We start from the raw sequence: 16,854 nt of genomic DNA on the forward strand, positions 1-16,854 counted from the left end.
ACCCCGCGACGCAAGTTCATCATCGCCGACACCCCCGGCCACATCCAATACACCCGCAACATGGCCACCGGGGCGTCCACGGCGGACCTCGCGCTCGTCCTGGTCGACGCCCGCAAGGGGCTGGTCGAGCAATCCCGCCGGCACGCGCTGCTGTGCTCGCTGCTGCGGGTGCCGCACCTGGTGCTGTGCGTGAACAAGATGGACCTGGTGGACTGGTCGGCGGCGGCGTTCGAGGAGATCACCGAACAGTTTGCGGGGTTCGCCGCGAAGCTCGACGTGCCGGACCTCACCGCCATCCCCATCTCGGCCCTGCGCGGCGACAACGTCGTCGAGCGGTCGGCGCACATGCCCTGGTACGAGGGCCCGTCCCTGCTGCACCACCTGGAGCACGTGCACATCGCCAGCGACCGCAACCTGGTCGACGTCCGGTTCCCGGTGCAGTACGTGATCGAGGCCGAGGGCACCCGCCGGTACGCCGGCCAGGTCGCCTCCGGCGTGCTCCGCGCCGGCGACGAGGTGCTGGTGCTGCCGTCCGGGCTGACCACCCGGATCGCGGCGGTGGAGACCGCCGACGGCCCGGTGGACGAGGCGTACCCGCCGATGTCGGTGACGATCCGGCTCGACGACGACCTCGACGTGAGCCGCGGCGACCTGCTCTGCCGCCCGCACAATGCGCCGACCGTCGCGCAGGACATCGACGCGATGGTCTGCTGGATGGACGAGACGCAGCGGCTCGCGCCCGGCGGCCGGTACCTGGTCAAGCACACCACCCGGTTCGCCCGGGCGGAGGTGCGCGACATCCGGTACCGGCTCGACATCGACACCCTGCACCGCGACGCCGGCGCCCGGCAGCTCGACCTCAACGGCATCGGCCGGATCCGGCTGCGCACGGCGGACCCGCTGTTCGTGGACGAGTACCGGCGCAACCGGACCACCGGCGGCTTCATCCTCATCGACGAGGTCAGCCACCGGACGGTCGGCGCGGGGATGGTGGTGTGACGCCGCGCCGCTCCCTGCGGGCGTGGCCGCCCCGGCCGCGGCCCGCCGGGAGCGGTGTCGGCGGGTGCGGCGTCAGCGGGGCGGGAAAGGTCAGTCGCGGAGGTGCCCGTCGCCGGTGACGACGTACTTGGTGGTGGTCAGCTCCGGCAGGCCCATCGGCCCGCGGGCATGCAGCTTCTGCGTCGAGATGCCGATCTCCGCCCCGAAGCCGAACTCGCCGCCGTCGGTGAACCGGGTCGACGCGTTGACCAGCACCGCCGCGGCGTCGACCGTGGCGGCGAAGCGGCGGGCCGCCGCCTGCGAGCGGGTGACGATCGCCTCGGAGTGGCCGGTGCCGTACCGGGCGATGTGCGCCACCGCCGCGTCCAGCGAGTCGACCACGGCCGCGGACAGGCGCAGGTCCAGGTACTCGGCGGCGTGGTCGGCCTCGGTCGCCGCGGCCACCTCCACCCCCGCCGCCCGGCCCGCGGCCCGGACCGCGTCGTCGCCGTGCACCCGCACCCCCGCCGCGGCCAGCGCCGGCAGCGCCGCCGCCAGGAACTCACCGGCGACGTCCGCGTGCACCAGCAGCGACTCGGCCGCGTTGCACACGCTCGGCCGCTGGGTCTTGGCATTGAGCAGGATCGCCAGCGCCAGCGCCGGGTCGGCGTCCGCGTCGACGTACACGTGGCAGTTGCCGACGCCGGTCTCGATCACCGGTACGGTCGAGCCCTCCACCACCGCGTTGATCAGGTCGGCGCCGCCGCGCGGGATCAGCACGTCGACCAGGCCGCGGGCGCGCATCAGGTGGTGCACCGACGCGCGCGACTCCGCCGGTACGCCCTGCACCGCGTCCGCCGGCAGCCCCGCCCCGGCCAGCGCGTCCCGCAGGACCGCGACCAGCGCCGCGTTGGTGCTCCGGGCCGACGACGAGCCGCGCAGCAGCGCCGCGTTCCCCGACTTCAGGCACAGCCCGGCGGCGTCGACGGTGACGTTCGGCCGCCCCTCGTAGATGATCCCGACCACGCCGAACGGCACCCGGAGCTGGCGCAGCTCCAGCCCGTTGGCCAGCGTCGCGCCCCGGACGACCTCGCCGACCGGGTCCGGCAGCGCGGTCACCTCGCGCAGCGCGGCGACGATCCCGTCGACCCGTACCGGGTCGAGGGCGAGCCGGTCGCGGACGGCCGGCGGGACGGCCGCGTCCCGGGCCCGGTCCAGGTCGGCCGCGTTGGCGGCCAGCACCTCGGCGGCGCGGTCGCGCAGCGCGTCGGCCATGGCGTGCAGGGCGGCGTCCTTGGCGGCGCGCGGCGTGGTGGCGAGCGCCGCGGCGGCGATGCGGGCGCGGGCGGCGAGCGCGGCCACGTCACCCGCGTCGGCGCCGGGGTCGGGCGTGGTCACGGGTGCGGAGTCGACGGACACGCTCGCCAGGGTAGCGGCCGCCCGGGCGGTCAGTGCGGCAGCAGGACCAGGTCGTCGCGGTGGATCAGCTCCCGCTCGTACGCCGGCCCGAGCCGCTCGGCGAGGTCGCCGGTCGTCCGGCCGAGCAGCGCCGGCAGCTCGGCGGCGTCGTAGTTGACCAGCCCGCGGGCGACCGGCACCCCGCCGCCGTCCAGCAGGTCCACCGGGTCGCCGGCCCGGAACGCACCCTCGACCGCGACCACACCGGCCGGCAGCAGCGAGAACCGCCGCCCCACCACCGCGGTCACCGCGCCCGGGTCCAGGTGCAGCCGGCCGCGCGGCGTGGTCGCGTGGGCCAGCCAGAACAGCCGGGCCGCCGGCCGGGTCGGCGCCGGCTCGAACAGCGTGCCGACCGGCTCGCCGGCCAGCGCCGCCCGGGCCAGCGCGGCGGAGGTGAGGACGACCGGCATGCCGTACGCGGCGGCGATCCGGGCCGCCTCCACCTTGGTGACCATGCCGCCGGTGCCGACGCCGGCGCGGCCGGGCCGCCCCAGCACCACCCCGGCGAGGTCGTCGGGCCCGCGGACGGTGTCCAGCCTGCGCGCGCCGGGACGGCGCGGGTCCCCGTCGTACAGCGCGTCCACGTCGGACAGCAGCACCAGCAGGTCCGCCTCGACCAGCGCGGCCACCAGCGCGGCCAGCCGGTCGTTGTCGCCGAACCGGATCTCGTCGGTGGCCACGGTGTCGTTCTCGTTGACGATCGGGATCGCGCCGAGGGACAGCAGCCGGTGCAGGGTCCGGTGCGCGTTGCGGTAGTGCACCCGGCGGGTGAGGTCGTCGGCGGTGAGCAGGACCTGGCCGACCCGGGTGCCGTACCGGGCGAACGACTGGGTGTACCGGTTCACCAGCAGGCCCTGGCCCACGCTGGCCGCGGCCTGCTGGGTGGCCAGGTCGTTCGGGCGGCGGGCGAGCCCCAGCGGGGCGAGGCCGGCGGCGATCGCCCCGGACGAGACCAGCACGACCCGGGTACCGGCGGCGGCGCGCACTGCGAGCACCTCGACGAGCGCGTCCACCCGCGCGGGGTCGAGCCCGCCGGCGGCGCTGGTCAGCGACGACGAACCGATCTTGACGACGATCCGGCTCGCGTCGACCACACCGGGGCGGGGGTCGGGTGCGCGGGTATCCACCCGGCCAGGCTAGCGGCGTGCGCATCCCCGACCACCGCCCGGTGACCGGCGTTACGCCATCGTGGCCGATCAGCGCGGCAACCGGCGGGCCGACGAAAACCGCTCCCGGCCGCTACGGTGAATTCCAGCCGACGCCGGAGCCGCCGCATGGAGCCAGTCGCCCGGGCCGAGTTCGCCGCCCGCCTCGCCGAGCTGCGCCGCGCCCGCCGCCTCCCGCTCCGCGCGCTCGCCGAGGCGGCCCTGTCCTGCAAGAGCAACGTCCACGACTACGAGCACGGCCGCAAGGTGCCCGACGCCGACACCGCCCACCGGCTCGACCGGGCGCTCGGCGCCGACGGCGAGCTGGCGCGTCTCCTCGACGGCGGCGCCGTGCTGCCGCGCCGCGAGTTCGTGGCCTCCGCGGTCGCGCTGCCGCTCGCCGCCCGGCTCGGCGTCGGCCGGCGCGTCGGCGTCCGCACCGTTGCCGAGCTGCGCTGCCGGACCGCGCGGCTCCGCCGCCTCGACGACTACCTCGGTGGCGCCGACACGTATGCGATGTACCGCGCGGCGCTCGCCGACACCGTCGCCCTCACCGATCTGGCCGCGCCAGACGCTGTCCGGCGGCAGCTCGTCGCCGTCGTCGCCGAGCAGGCGCAGTTGGCCGGTTGGGCGGCGTTCGACGCCGGCTGGCACGCGCCGGCCGGCGAGCTGTTCCGCCTGTCGCTGACCGCCGCCCACGAGGCCGAGCACCGCGCGCTGGCCGGCAACGCGTGGGCGTTCCTCGGGTATCAGGAGCAGTACCGCGGCCGCGACGGCGTGGCCGCGCTGACGGCCGGCACGGACACCGCCGGTACGGCGGTCACGCCGCGGGTGGCCGCGCTGCTCTGGGAGCGTCGCGCCCACGCCCATGCCACCGCCGGCCAGACGCGTGAGGTTGAGCAGGCCCTCGACCGCGCCGAACGCGCCGTCCACGAGCCGGCCGATGCCGACGAGCCGGACTGGGTGTTCTGGGTCGACCCGCCGGAGATCGAGATCATGCGGGGCCGCTGCTGGTCGCTGCTGCACCGGCCGCTGCGCGCCATCGCCGCGCTGGAACGAGCCCTGGCCCGGTACGCCGACACGCACGCCCGGGACAAGGCCCTGTACTCGACCTTCCTGGTCGACGCCTACCTGGACGCCAACGAGGTCACCGCCGCGTGCGACACCGCGCACCGGGCGATCGACCCGGCCGCGGGCGTCGGCTCCCTCCGACCGCGCCAGCGCCTGCGGGAGATCAGCCGCCGGCTGGGCGACGATCCGGCGGAGCGGGACCTCCGCGACCGCGTTGCCGCGTGGACGGGTACTACGCGTCCGTGACCCGGGTGAGCCAGCCCAGGTTCTCCGGCGACACCGTCACGTCCACTTCGGCGATCTCGGGATTGCGCCAGGGGTGCTCCTGCGCCAGCAGGGCGACCAGCGCGGACCGGCGTGCCGGCGACGTGACGAGCCGGATCCGCCACTCCTCGCCCGCGCCGGACTCGCCGTCATGCCAGAACAGCGACGCGACGCGCTCGATCTGCGCCTGCGCGGCGTACCGCCCCTGTACCGCCCTGGCCGGCCAGGTTCCGCGCCTGCTCCTCGGTCTCGGTCGCGGTGAGGACGTGCACAGCGTTCGTCATCGGCGGAGCCTAGCCGCTCGCGGACAAGCCGCGGACAGGTCGCGGTCGGCACGGACACGAAGCGGACACCGATCCGCTGCCCGGCGACCGGCCGAGCGGTCAGAGTGGGTGGATGACCGCGAGAGCGATCCAGTGCCCGTACTGGTGCGACCGGAACGGCTGCCCGACGGATGCGCCGGACGGCGTACTGCTGCACCGGCGGGATCTCGGCGGAATCGTCCGCCGCGACGGCCGGCGGCTCACCGCCGAGGTGTGTCAGCTCACCGACGACCGCGGCGCGGACGCGGCGCTGCTGTGGCTGGGCGACGAGGAGATCACCGGTGCCGAGTTGGCGGAGTTGTGGCCGCAACTCGAAATCGCGCGGCGGCTCCTGCAACCCGATTGAACGGCAGCGGTTCGGCGGAATTCACGTTTCGCCGGTACACCGGAAACGAATTCACGATGCTATCCGATTCGCCATGCGGCGAAACGGAGCGGCGGGCGGCGGTCCGGCAATCCGGGCCGCCGCCCTGTTCCCCCGTGGTGGCTTTCCGCTGGTTCAGCGCCAGCCGTCGAAGTCGCCGTCCCACTCGCCGTCGAAGTCGATGTCGAAGTCGTCGCCCCACTGCCCCCACGGCCCGGGGCCGAAGTTGCCGTGGTCCCAGTGCGGGCCGTGGCCGTGGTGCCAGCACGGCGGGTTGGCGGAGGCGGGGGCGGCGGTACCGACGGCGACGCCCGTCATGGCAATTGCCATGGCAACGGCAGCAATGTGCTTTCTCATGGCGCGAGCGTAACGGGCGGGAATGGGAATTCCGGCGAAGGAATCGGCGATTCAATGGCGCCAATTCGTCTGACAATGGGCGGGTCCCCCGCACTGCGGGAATGACGGGCGGTCATCCGCGCGGGGGACCCCCGGAACTCAGCCGCGCTCGGTCAGCAGCCAGGCGAGCAGGGCCTTCTGCGTGTGCAGCCGGTTCTCGGCCTGGTCCAGTACCGCGCTGCGCGGGCCGTCGAGCACCTCGTCGGTGATCTCGTGGCCGCGGTGCGCGGGCAGGCAGTGCAGCACGATGGCGTTGTCGGCCGCGGCGGCGACGAGGTCGGCGTTGACCTGGTACGGCCACAGCTCCGCGGTGGACCGCGGCGACCCGTCGGCCTCCTGGCCCATGGACGTCCAGGTGTCGGTGGCGATGACCTCGGCGCCGGCGACGGCCGCGCGCGGGTCGGTGGTGACGGTGACCGAGCCGCCGGTGCCGGCGGCGATCTCCGTCGCCCGGGCGACGACGGCGGGCGCGGGCTGGAAGCCGGCCGGCCCGGCCAGCCGGACGTGCATGCCGGCGGTGGCGGCGGCGACGAGGTACGAGTGGGCCATGTTGAACGACGCGTCGCCGACGTACGCGAGGGTGCGGCCGGCCAGGGCGCCGAGCCGCTCGCGGACGGTGAGCAGGTCGGCGAGGAGCTGGCAAGGGTGCCAGCCGTCGGTCAGCGCGTTGATCACCGGGACCCGGGCGGCGCCGGCCAGCTCGGCGATGCGGTCGTCGCCGCCGGTGCGCAGGACGATGGCGCTGGCGTACCGGGAGACGACGCGGCCGACGTCGGCGAGCGTCTCGCCGCGGCCGAGGTGGGTGCCGGCGGCGTCGATGAGCAGCGCCTGGCCGCCCAGCTCGGCGATGCCGGCCTCGAACGAGAGGCGGGTGCGCAGGCTGGGCTTGTCGAAGATGACCGCGACCGAGCGGGGCCCGGCGAGCGGGCGGTGCTGGTACCGGTCGGCCTTCATCGCGGCCGCGAGGTCCAGGACGGCGTGCTGCTCCGCGGGGCTGAGGTCGTCGTCGCGCAGGAAGTGCCGCGGCCCGGCCACGGTTTGAATATTCATACTACAACCCGCATGTTCATGCAGTGACATTACCAACGCGCAGCGGTCCGCACCAGATGATGTGCGCCACGTATCGACGCGGGTGCCGGGCGGGTCAGGCGCCGACGACGCGGTCCCGGCCGCCGTGCTTGGCCCGGTACAGGCAGGCGTCCGTGCGGCGCAGCAGCAGTGCCTGCGAGTCCGCGTCCCCGGCCACCGCGGCGACGCCGATGCTCGCCGTGACCGTCAGGCCCGGCGCCAGCGCCGACCAGTCGTACCCGCGCAGCGCCGACCGCAGCCCCTCGCACCGGCCCACCCCGTCGGCGCCGTCGACGCCCGGCAGGACCAGCAGGAACTCCTCGCCGCCGAGCCGGACCGCGAAGCCGTCCGCCGGCACCCGGTCCTCCAGCAGCCGGGCCACCTCGACCAGCACCCCGTCGCCGACGGCGTGCGAGAACGTGTCGTTGATCCGCTTGAAGTGGTCCAGGTCGACCAGCGCCACGGTCAGCGGCTCGCCGCGCTCGCAGGCGGCGGCGACCAGGCCGGGCATCCGCTCGTCCATGAACCGGCGGTTGAACAGGCCGGTCAGCGGGTCGTGCAGGGAGAGCTTGCGGAACCGCTCGCTGTCCCGCCGCGCCTCGGCCGTCTCGAAGACCGCCTGGGCGATCTTGGCCTGGCCGTCCCGCTCCTTGTTCCGGGCGGCGGCCGTGGCCGCGGCGAACAGCTTGTACTCCTCGAACGCCTCCCGGAACCGCTCCTGCGCCGCGTACGCCTCGGCCCGCTGCTCGTGCAGCCGCGCCCGGACGTCGGCCAGCCCGGCCAGCGTGCACTGCTCCAGGCAGGCGTCGAGGGTGGCGTGGGCGTCGTCGAGCCGGCCGGTGACCCGCTGGCCCTCGGCGAGCGTGAGCAGGTTCTCGGCGATCTCGTCCGGCCCGGTGATCCCGCCGTGCCGGGACAGCCAGTCGCCGATGAACGCGATCGACTCCGCGGCCCGGCCGCAGACCAGCAGCGCCCGGCCCATCGTGTCGACCTGGGCGGCCAGCAGTGGGCTGTCGCAGGCGGCGGCCGTGGCGACCATCCGCTCCGCCGTCGCCAGCGCCTCGGCCGGGCGGCCGAACTCGTAGTTCATGTACGACAGGTTGTTCAGCGCCATGATCAGGATCCACGGGGCGTCCACGGCCGCCGGGTCCCGCTCGATGTCCAGCATCCGGGCCCGGGCGGCCGAGTGGTCGCCGGTCCGGGCCAGCGCGACGGCGAGCGCGAGCTGGTGGTCCAGCCGGACGCCGACCGGGTCGCTGTCCAGCGTCAGCTCCAGGCTGCGGGTGGCGTTGGCCAGCGCGGACGCGCCGTCGCCGAGCTGGCGGAGCAGCTCCGAGAGCGCGTAGTGGCTGCGGGCGAGCAGGTACCGGTGCTGGTGCTCCTGCGCCCACCGGTTGACGTCGCGGATCAGCCGGGCGCTGGCCGGGGTCCGGCCGGCGCGGCCGATGGCGACGGCCTGGATGAGCCGGGCCCGCATCTGGAGGTCCTCGGCGTCGAGCGCGGCGGCCCGCTGCTCGGCCGCGGCGGCGCGCGGGCCGGCGCCCACCCGTTGCCCGTACGGCAAAGTTTCCAGTTCCGTCAATTCTGCGTCCAGCGCATAAAGGGCAGCCGAGCGGTCGGTCCGGGAGCCGACGGGGTCCGCGGACCGGCCGAGTGCGGGCCGAGCGCTCACGGCCGCACCATCGGCGCCCCCCGCCCGGAGCTGAGGCATCAAGGTCGCCCCGGACGGCCCATGCGGCATCGGCCGCCGGTCGGATTTCCGGCCTTACTGGACGTCAGAGGCGAGTGCCGCAACTGCATAGTTTCCAGGCTCCGGCCGGCAATCGGTCGGGGCCCGCTGGCGCGGGAGCAGGTACGAAAGGGCATATAAAAGTGGGGAAAATGGTAAAGATGGTTCGCCCGTGGCAGCGGCTGGGCCGCCGCGCCACCGTGGCCACGGCCGTCGCCGGCACCCTCGTGCTGAGCGCCGCCGCCGCGGTCGTCGCCGTACCCGTGCCGCCCGGCTCGCCGCGCGCCGGCAGCCTGATCGAGGTCGGGCCGATCGCCGAGCACGGCTTCCCGTCCTGGTACCGCGACAGCGCCGGCCTCCGCCTCGAACCGTGCCTGTCGCCGGCCGACGCCCTCTGCCCGGTGCCGACCGAGGAGCTGCCCGACCCGGAGGCCCCGGTGTCGTACCCGGACAACTTCCCCGGCGAGTTCTTCTACCAGCTCGCCGGGGCGTCGCTGGCGCTCAGCACCGGCGCGGACGCCACCATCGGCATGGACCTGGAGGGCGCCTGGGCGGCCGAGCGGGTCAACCCCGGTGACGAGATGGTGTTCGGCCGGGTCCGCATCCGGTTCGACGCCGTCGAGGGCGAGAAGTACCGGATCACCCACCCGTACGGCGTGGACGAGATCGTCGCCGACGACCGCGGCGTCAACATGACCGAGGACATCGGCACCACGCCGGGCGCCTTCGGCCAGGCGATGACCAGCCGGATCGGCCCGTTCCTGCGCTGGGACCCGACCGTCGCGCCCGCGGCCCCCGCCGGCTACACCGGCGACCCCGGCGTCGACCACCGGGTCGTCGGCAGCCCGTACGGCACCAACTTCGTCCGGATCGAGCGGATCAACGACGCCGGCGCGGTGCTGGCCGAGCTGGGCCGCACCGACCAGTTCTCGGTCCAGGGCAAGTACGCGACCAACGGCGGCGTGGAGATCGACCAGGCGACGTACTCGGTCGGCGCCAACGGCAGCGGCGTCATCGAGGTGTACGCGCACTCCGAGCCCGGCCAGTCGATCCAGCTCAAGGCCGACCCGGCGCTGGGCCTGCACGCGACCGGCCTGCGCAACGACGGCAGCCGGTACTACGGCCGCTTCCCGGTCACCGGGCCGCTGCCCGCCGGGGCGTCGATCACCGTGGTCAACGCCGGCGACGTACCGGTGGCGACCCGCACCCGCAAGCTGGTCGACGTGCTGACGGTCAGCCGGGCGGCGTACGACTCGGACGCCCGCCGGCTCACCGTGACGGCCACGTCCAGCGACGCCGACGCGACGCCGCCGGCGCTGTCGGTGACCGGGTTCGGCCCGATCACCGCGGCCGGGTTCACCGGCGTCCACGCGCCGCCGGCCACGGTCACCGTGACGTCGTCCGCCGGCGGAACGGTCACCGTGCCGATCACCGGCTCCGGCGCGGCGTTCGCGCCGTCGGTGCCCGTCGCGGCGCCGGTCGCCCCGACCACGGGCGTGATCGGACAGCGGATCGTGCTCAACGGCGCCGGCTCGCTCGGGGAGATCACGTCGTACGTCTGGCGGCAGACCGCCGGCCCGGCCGTGACGCTGGCCACCCCGAACACCGCGCGGGCGGAGTTCACGCCGACCGTGGCGGGGACGTACTCGTTCACGCTCACCGTGACCGGCCCCGGCGGGGCCAGCACCCCCGTACCGGTCAGCATGGTGATCAGCCCGACGGTGCCGCCGATGGTGTCCAACGCCGGGCCGGACCAGACGGTCCGCCGCGGCCTCGCGGTCACCCTGGACGGCCGGGCGACGGTCAACGCCAACACGCTCTCCTGGCGCCAGACCGCCGGCCCGACGGTGACGCTGACCGGGGCCGACACGGCCCGGCCGACGTTCACCATGCCGCTCGTACCGCTGCCCGCGGCACCCGGCCCGAACCCCGCCTACACGGCGAACCTCGCGCCGCTGGTGTTCGCGCTGACCGCGACCGGCCCCGGCGGGACCGCCACCGACACGGTGACGATCGCGCCGCAGGCGGAGACGCTGACGGGCATCACCGCCCGCTGGCGGAACCGGGGTGAGTGGCGGATCGCCGGTACGAGCAGCATCGCCGGCGCCCAGCGGATCGCCGTCGTCCTCGGCCCCAACGCCAACGGACGGGTGATCGGCGTGGCGACCGTCGACGCGGCCGGGGCGTTCGCGCTCCGGACCACGACGCCGGCGCCGGGGACGATCCGCACGGTGACCCTGGTCTCGACCCTCGGCGGGCGGGCCATCGGGGCACCGGTGACCGTCACCAACTAAAGGGAGAGGGCCGGCCGGGGATGCCCCGGCCGGCCCGCGGTGAGAGGCCGACCGGCCAGGGCTGTGGGCGCCCGCCGGTCGGCACGCGTCGGCGGGTCCGGCTGCCCCCGGGAAGGGCGGCGGACCCGCCGACGCGACCGTTTTCGTCGGTCCGGGCTGACAGGATGATCAGGTGTTGTTCGTCGACCTCGCCGCCGCCTCCGCCGCGGTGGCCGCCACCAGCGGCCGCCGGGACAAGGTGGCCCTGCTCGCCGACGCGCTGCGCGCGCTGGCGCCCGACGAGGTCGCCGCCGGCGCCGGCTACCTGGCCGGCGACCTGCGCCAGCGCCGCACCGGCGTCGGCTGGGCCGGCCTGCGCGACCTGCCGCCCCCGGCCCCCGCCCCCACCCTGACCGTCGCGGCCGTCGACGCCGCCGTCGAGGACATCGCCGCCGTCGCCGGCACCGGCTCCCGCGAGCTGCGCCGCGCCCGCCTCGGCGCCCTGTTCGCCGCCGCCACCGCCGACGAACAGCGGCTGCTCGGCGGCCTGTTCTCCGGCGAACTGCGCCAGGGTGCGCAGGCCGGGCTGCTCGCCGACGCCATCGCCCGGGCCGCCGGGGTGCCGGCGGCGGCCGTCCGCCGGGCCCTGCTGCTCGCCGGCGACCTGCGCGACGTCGCCGTGGCCGCGCTGGGCGGCGGCGCCGCCGCGCTCGGCGCGATCACCCTGGAGGTCGGCCGCCCGCTCTCCCCCATGCTCGCCGGCAGCGCGCCCGACGCCGCCGCGGCGCTCGCCGCCACCGGCGCACCCGCGGCGGTGGACGCCAAGCTCGACGGCATCCGCGTCCAGGCGCACCGCCGCGGCCGGGACGTCGCCGTTTTCAGCCGTAGCCTCGACGACGTCACCGCCCGGCTGCCCGGCGTCGTCGCCGCCGTCCGCGACCTGCCCGGCGGGGACCTCGTCCTCGACGGCGAGGCGATGCTCCGGGACGCCGCCGGCCGCCCGCGCGCCTTCCAGGACACCGCCAGCCGCGCCGCCACCCACGCCGCCGGGGAGCCGGCGGACACGCTGGTGCCGTACTTCTTCGACCTGCTCCACCTCGACGGGACCGACCTGATCGACCACCCCGGCGCCGACCGGTGGGCGGCGCTCGCGGCGACCGTACCGGGGGCGCTGCGGGTCGCGCGCAGCGTCGTCGACGGGCCCGGGGCGGCCACGGCGGCGTTCGCGGCGGCGCTGGCCGCCGGCCAGGAGGGCGTGGTCGTCAAGGCCCTCGACGCGCCGTACGCCGTCGGGCGGCGCGGCGCGGCCTGGGTGAAGGTCAAGCCCCGGCACACGTACGACCTGGTGGTGCTCGCCGCGGAGTGGGGGCACGGGCGGCGGCGCGGCTGGCTGTCCAACCTGCACCTCGGCGCGCGGGACCCGGCGGGCGGGTTCGTGATGCTGGGCAAGACGTTCAAGGGCCTCACCGACGCGACGCTGCGCTGGCAGACCGAGCGGTTCCGGGAGCTGGCCGAGCGGGAGGAGCCGGGGGTCGTGTTCGTGCGGCCGGAGCAGGTGGTGGAGATCGCGTTCGACGGGGTGCAGCGGAGTACGCGGTACCCGGGCGGGGTGGCGCTGCGGTTCGCCAGGGTGCTGCGGTACCGGGACGACAAGCCGGCCGCGGAGGCGGACACGATCGACACGATCCGCGCCCTGCGCCCACCCGGCACGCCCTGACCTATACCTCTTCGCCGAACGGTCGCGCATTCACCGGACGGTCGCGCGGGTCGTCGGCGGGCGCTGGGGTCCGGTGGGGGCGGGGGTGACCCGGCAGGGGCGGTCAGGCTTGATCCCCTGCCGGGTCACCCCCGCCCCCACCCGGCTTGCGCAGTCACTTCTTCCGGTCGTCGGGGTTGTGTTCGGGGCTGGACCGGGTGGGTGCCGTTGGCGCTTTCTCTCGGGGTTGTGGTGTTGGCGTCCACTTAGAATCTGCGGCGGTTGTGCGGGTTGCTCCTGGACGGTGGTGGTGGCGGGTGGCTTGGGAGTGGCTGTCGGCCGTGGCCAGTACGGCGGTCGGGCTCGGCGGCATGGCGTTCGGGTGGCAGGCGAGCCGGCGGGGGCAGCAGCAGGCGGCGGCGCTCACCCGGGAGGGCAACGCGCACGGGCGGGCGCTCGCCCGCGACGCCCACGAGCAGGCCCGCGAACTGGAGCTGCTGCGCCATCGGCAGGTGGGCGGCGAGAGCGCGCGGCTGCGCCGGGAGGAGCGGTACCTGGAGATCGCCGAGACGGTCCTGCGCTGTAGCGACGCCATGGGCCACGCCCCGGAAACGCCCGCCGGCGGACCGGCACCCATCGGGTCGGCGCTCGGCGATTCGGCGGCCGGTGGATCGGCGGCCATCGGAGCGGTGACCGGCGCGGCGGCGGCGGGCGGCGGCTCGGCCGGGCGGCTGGGTGACGACGCGTTGGCGGCTGAGGTAGCCGCCGGGCGGCTGGACGGTCCGCCGGCATTCGGTGGGGGCGCGGGGGCGGCGGGGGCGGGTCGGAGTGGCGGGGCGTGGGGCGGGGCGGATCTGGTGCGGGTGAGTGCGCTGGTCGGGCTGCACGCGACGGCGGCGGTCCGGGCGGCGTTCGAGGCGTGGCGGGACCGGCTGGACAAGCTGGCCTACGCCGTCGAGCGGGAACGGGCGGCCGATGTCGGGCCGGTGGCGAGCGTCCGGGACCTGCACAGCACCCGCGACATGTGGCGCCGCCAGGGCCGCGACGCCCGCCTCCGGGAGCGCGACGCCCGCGACCGCCTCATCGCCGCCCTGGCCGCCGATCTGGCAACCCCCGACCAACCCGACGGAACAACCCCGGACTGACCCCGGCCACCCCGCAGGCGCGCCACCACGAAGATCAAGTTCGCCAAATGCGGACCGGCCCGGCGCGACTCCCACCGTCGCGCGAGTACCCACGCGCGCGAGCCGGGTGGGGCGGGATGCCCCGGCAGGGGATCGAGCCTGACCGCCCCTGCCGGGGCACCCCGCCCCACCCCGGACCACCACGAACCCGCATGCCACCCCCGAACCGCCACGAGCCCGCCGGGCCGGGCCCCGAACCGCACGAGCCCCGCAGGCCGGCGCCGCGGCTCGCGCAGCGCGAGGGCGGCCGGGACGGGAGCGGCCGGGAATCCGGGTGACGGGGTCGGTTGATCGACGTACTGTCGCTCGCTGTGCGCCGCCTCCTCGACCTCCTCGTCCCCCCGCGCCTCGGCACCGGCTTCCGCTGGCTGCTGGCCGCGTCCTGGGCCAACAACCTCGGCGACGGGATCGCGCTGGCCGCCGGTCCGCTGCTCGTCGCCTCGCTGACCGCGGACCCGTTCCTCATCTCGCTGGCCGCCCTGCTCACCTGGGCCCCGCCGCTGGTCTTCGGCCTGTGGGCCGGGGTGCTGTCGGACCGGCTGCACCGGCGGACGATCGTCCTCGCGGGCAACGGCATCCGGCTCGCGGTCCTGGTCGCGCTGGTCGGGATGCTGGCCACCGACACGCTCACCGTCGCCGGGGCGCTGGTGGCGCTCGGGCTGCTGGCGACGGCCGAGGTGTTCGCCGACAACGCGGCGGCGACGCTGGTACCGATGCTCGTCCCCCGCGCGGACCTCGGCGTCGCCAACGCCCGGATGCAGACCGGCCTGCTCACCCTCAACCAGCTCGCCGGCCCGCCGATCGGCGCCGCCATCTTCGCGGCCGGGGTGGTGCTGCCGTTCGCCGCCGAGGCCGTGCTGCTGGCGGCCGGGGCGCTGCTGCTGTCCCGGATCACCCTGCCGCCGCACGGCCGCGAGCCCGGCGCCCCGGCGAGCGTGTGGCGGGACATCGCGCAGGGGTTCCGCTGGACCGCCCGGCACGCGGCCGTCCGCACGCTGGTGCTGACCATTCTGATCTTCAACGTGACGTACGGCGCGGCGTGGTCGGTCCTCGTGCTGTACGCGCGCGAGCGGCTCGGCCTCGGCGCGGTCGGCTTCGGCCTGCTCACCACGGCGTCGGCGGCGGGCGGGCTGGTCGGCACGGGCCTGTACGGCGTGATCACCCGCCGGCTGAGCCTGGGCGCGGTCATGCGGATCGGCCTGATCATCGAGACGCTGACCCACCTGGCGCTGGCGCTGGCGCGGTCGGCGTGGGTGGCGGTGCCGGTGTTCGTGGTGTTCGGCGCGCACGCGTTCGTCTGGGGTACGACGTCGATGACGGTCCGCCAGCGCGCGGTACCGCGGGAGCTGCAGGGCCGGGTCAACAGCGTCAACATGATCGCCGTCTATGGCGGCCTGGTGGTGGGCTCGGCGATCGGCGGCGCCCTGGCCACCCGCTCCGGCGTGACGGCCCCGTTCTGGTTCGCGTTCGCCGGCTCGGCCCTCTTCCTGGTCCTCCTCTGGCGCCAACTGAACCGCATCGCCCACGACGACTGACCATGATCATGAACTGTGAGAATGGTTGGCGTTTTCGCTGACAGTGGGGGGTTGGGGACAGTATGGTCCGGACGGAGATGGACGCAGGGCTATCAATCCCACACGGAGGGACGCGGGCCGCATGGTTACCTGGCGACGGCTACTGGCGACGGGGGTCGCCCTCACCCTGACCATCGGCGGCGCGCCCAGCGCACCGGCCGCGGCCGCCGCGCGCGAGCCGCTGCGGGTCACCCGGCACCTCGGCGAGCAGCGGCTGGCGCACCGGCTGGCGTACGCCGGCACCGTCGTCGGCGGGCTCTCCGGCGTGGACCGGGACCCGGCGACCGACACCTGGTACCTGATCTCCGACGACCGGTGGCGGTACAACCCGGCGCGGTTCTACACCGGCCGGTTCGCGATCGACCCGACGACCGGCGCGTTCACCGGGGTCACGCTCACCGGGGTGAGCACGCTGAAGCGGCCGGACGGCACGCCGTACCCGGCGTTCGGCCAGCCGGAGTCCGCCGACCCGGAGTCGATCCGGTTCGACCCGCGCACCGGCCGGCTGCTGTGGAGCAGCGAGGGCGACCGGCCGGACCCGGACCACGCGGCGATCCCGCTGGCGGACGGGTTCGTGCGCTGGGCGGACCGCGACGGCACCCACCGCGGCGAGCTGCCGCTGCCGGCGAACCTGCGGCTGACCACCGGCGAGTCCGGCCCGCGGCGCAACTACGGCATCGAGGCGCTGGCGATCGGCCGGGACCGGATCGCCGCGGCGGTCGAGGGCCCGCGGTACGAGGACGGGCCGCAGCCGACCACGCTGCAGGGCGCCAACACCCGGATCACCGTGTGGAGCCGGTGGCACGGCGGGTACGCGCAGTACGCGTACCCGATCGACCCGCTGCCCGCCGCCCCGGTCCCGCCGACCGGCGTGACCGACTCCGGCGTGTCGGAGCTGCTGGCCGTCGACCGGCACCGGTACCTGGCGCTGGAAAGGTCCTGGATCGAGGGCGTGAACTACCGGGTCAAGCTGTACGAGGTGGACCTGCGCCGGGCGACGAACGTCGCCGGCCGCACCTCGCTGGCCGGCGGCTCCGGCTTCCGGCCGGCCGCGAAGCGGCTGGTGCTGGACCTCGGCGCGCAGGCGCTGCCGGTGCAGAACCTGGAGAGCCTCGCCTGGGGCCCGCGCCTGCCCGGCGGCGAGTGCACGCTGGTGATCGGCTCGGACGACAACTTCGACAGCCGCGAGGTCACCCAGTTCCAGGCGTTCGCCGTCCGCGGCTGCTGAGCCCGCCGACCCGACCGGGGCGGCCCGCCGACGCGCGGGCCGCCCCGCGGCGTACCGGCGGGCGGGTCCGTCAAGGGCCGATCATCCGGCGCCCGCTCGCCCG

Annotated in this window: 14 protein-coding genes; 8 read left to right on the forward strand and 6 right to left on the reverse strand. The window is 75.6% G+C overall.

Going from position 1 to position 16,854, the window contains the following annotated elements:
• Positions 1-999: sulfate adenylyltransferase subunit 1 (locus tag IEY94_RS07715; RefSeq protein ID WP_189169408.1), on the forward strand; the 999-nt coding region annotated here is incomplete at its 5' end.
• A 90-nt stretch (positions 1,000-1,089) separates the two neighbouring features.
• Here IEY94_RS07715 and IEY94_RS07720 read toward each other — a convergent pair.
• Together IEY94_RS07720 and proB are read right to left on the reverse strand one after the other, a co-directional pair.
• Entirely contained in the window at positions 1,090-2,376 is a 1,287-nt protein-coding gene (locus IEY94_RS07720) for a glutamate-5-semialdehyde dehydrogenase (protein ID WP_189169814.1), read from the reverse strand.
• A gap of 50 nt (positions 2,377-2,426) precedes the next feature.
• Entirely contained in the window at positions 2,427-3,563 is a 1,137-nt protein-coding gene (gene proB, locus IEY94_RS07725; RefSeq protein ID WP_229783425.1) for a glutamate 5-kinase, read from the reverse strand.
• Between the two features lie 147 nt (positions 3,564-3,710).
• On the opposite strand from proB, the gene IEY94_RS07730 reads away from it, so the two are divergent.
• The gene (locus tag IEY94_RS07730) at positions 3,711-4,898 is read left to right on the forward strand and encodes an NsdA family TPR-like regulatory protein (protein WP_189169409.1); all 1,188 of its coding nucleotides are present in this window, start codon (positions 3,711-3,713) and stop codon (positions 4,896-4,898) included.
• Here IEY94_RS07730 and cutA read toward each other — a convergent pair.
• Positions 4,885-5,190, reverse strand: coding sequence for a divalent cation tolerance protein CutA (gene cutA, locus IEY94_RS24270; protein WP_373291252.1), 306 nt, complete (start codon positions 5,188-5,190; stop codon positions 4,885-4,887). The genes IEY94_RS07730 and cutA overlap by 14 nt on opposite strands.
• Before the next feature lie 122 nt (positions 5,191-5,312).
• Between cutA and IEY94_RS07740 the strand changes: the two genes are divergently transcribed.
• Positions 5,313-5,585: a hypothetical protein gene (locus tag IEY94_RS07740; RefSeq protein ID WP_189169410.1), complete on the forward strand. Its 273-nt coding sequence runs from the start codon at positions 5,313-5,315 to the stop codon at positions 5,583-5,585.
• A 153-nt stretch (positions 5,586-5,738) separates the two neighbouring features.
• On the opposite strand, the gene IEY94_RS07745 is transcribed toward IEY94_RS07740, so the two are convergent.
• From IEY94_RS07745 to IEY94_RS07755, 3 genes are all read right to left on the reverse strand, one after another.
• A complete protein-coding gene (locus IEY94_RS07745) occupies positions 5,739-5,933 on the reverse strand; it encodes a hypothetical protein (protein WP_189169411.1) in 195 nt (64 codons plus the stop codon).
• Positions 5,934-6,098: 165 nt separating this feature from the next.
• Entirely contained in the window at positions 6,099-7,049 is a 951-nt protein-coding gene (gene argF, locus IEY94_RS07750) for an ornithine carbamoyltransferase (RefSeq protein WP_189169412.1), read from the reverse strand.
• 94 nt (positions 7,050-7,143) lie between these two features.
• Positions 7,144-8,739 (reverse strand): tetratricopeptide repeat-containing diguanylate cyclase, encoded by a 1,596-nt coding sequence (locus IEY94_RS07755; RefSeq protein ID WP_189169413.1) that lies wholly within the window; start codon positions 8,737-8,739, stop codon positions 7,144-7,146.
• Between the two features lie 218 nt (positions 8,740-8,957).
• Here IEY94_RS07755 and IEY94_RS07760 point away from each other — a divergent pair, with 218 nt between their 5' ends.
• The 5 genes from IEY94_RS07760 to IEY94_RS07780 all read left to right on the forward strand — a co-directional run bounded on the left by IEY94_RS07760 (position 8,958) and on the right by IEY94_RS07780 (position 16,751).
• Positions 8,958-11,090 carry a PKD domain-containing protein gene (locus IEY94_RS07760; RefSeq protein ID WP_189169414.1) on the forward strand — a complete coding sequence of 711 codons (2,133 nt, stop codon included), beginning with the start codon at positions 8,958-8,960 and terminating at the stop codon, positions 11,088-11,090.
• A 172-nt stretch (positions 11,091-11,262) separates the two neighbouring features.
• Positions 11,263-12,786 carry an ATP-dependent DNA ligase gene (locus tag IEY94_RS07765; RefSeq protein WP_189169415.1) on the forward strand — a complete coding sequence of 508 codons (1,524 nt, stop codon included), beginning with the start codon at positions 11,263-11,265 and terminating at the stop codon, positions 12,784-12,786.
• A gap of 296 nt (positions 12,787-13,082) precedes the next feature.
• Positions 13,083-13,910, forward strand: a complete 828-nt coding sequence (locus tag IEY94_RS07770) for a hypothetical protein (RefSeq protein ID WP_189169416.1) — start codon at positions 13,083-13,085, stop codon at positions 13,908-13,910.
• A 350-nt stretch (positions 13,911-14,260) separates the two neighbouring features.
• Positions 14,261-15,484 (forward strand): MFS transporter, encoded by a 1,224-nt coding sequence (locus IEY94_RS07775; RefSeq protein WP_189169417.1) that lies wholly within the window; start codon positions 14,261-14,263, stop codon positions 15,482-15,484.
• A 121-nt stretch (positions 15,485-15,605) separates the two neighbouring features.
• Positions 15,606-16,751 (forward strand): esterase-like activity of phytase family protein, encoded by a 1,146-nt coding sequence (locus tag IEY94_RS07780; protein WP_189169418.1) that lies wholly within the window; start codon positions 15,606-15,608, stop codon positions 16,749-16,751.
• Positions 16,752-16,854: the final 103 nt, after the last annotated feature.

Origin of the sequence: Pilimelia anulata (genome assembly GCF_014647895.1) — a bacterium.
Lineage (GTDB): Bacteria > Actinomycetota > Actinomycetes > Mycobacteriales > Micromonosporaceae > Pilimelia > Pilimelia anulata.

Bases quoted from the DNA above. Each gene is read 5' to 3' on its own strand.
- IEY94_RS07780 (WP_189169418.1), top strand. From the start codon at position 15,606: ATGGTTACCTGGCGACGGCTACTGGCGACGGGGGTCGCCCTCACCCTG.
- IEY94_RS07740 (WP_189169410.1), top strand. From the start codon at position 5,313: ATGACCGCGAGAGCGATCCAGTGCCCGTACTGGTGCGACCGGAACGGC.
- IEY94_RS07760 (WP_189169414.1), top strand. From the start codon at position 8,958: ATGGTTCGCCCGTGGCAGCGGCTGGGCCGCCGCGCCACCGTGGCCACG.
- argF (WP_189169412.1), bottom strand. From the start codon at position 7,049: ATGAATATTCAAACCGTGGCCGGGCCGCGGCACTTCCTGCGCGACGAC.
- IEY94_RS07730 (WP_189169409.1), top strand. From the start codon at position 3,711: ATGGAGCCAGTCGCCCGGGCCGAGTTCGCCGCCCGCCTCGCCGAGCTG.
- IEY94_RS07745 (WP_189169411.1), bottom strand. From the start codon at position 5,933: ATGGCAATTGCCATGACGGGCGTCGCCGTCGGTACCGCCGCCCCCGCC.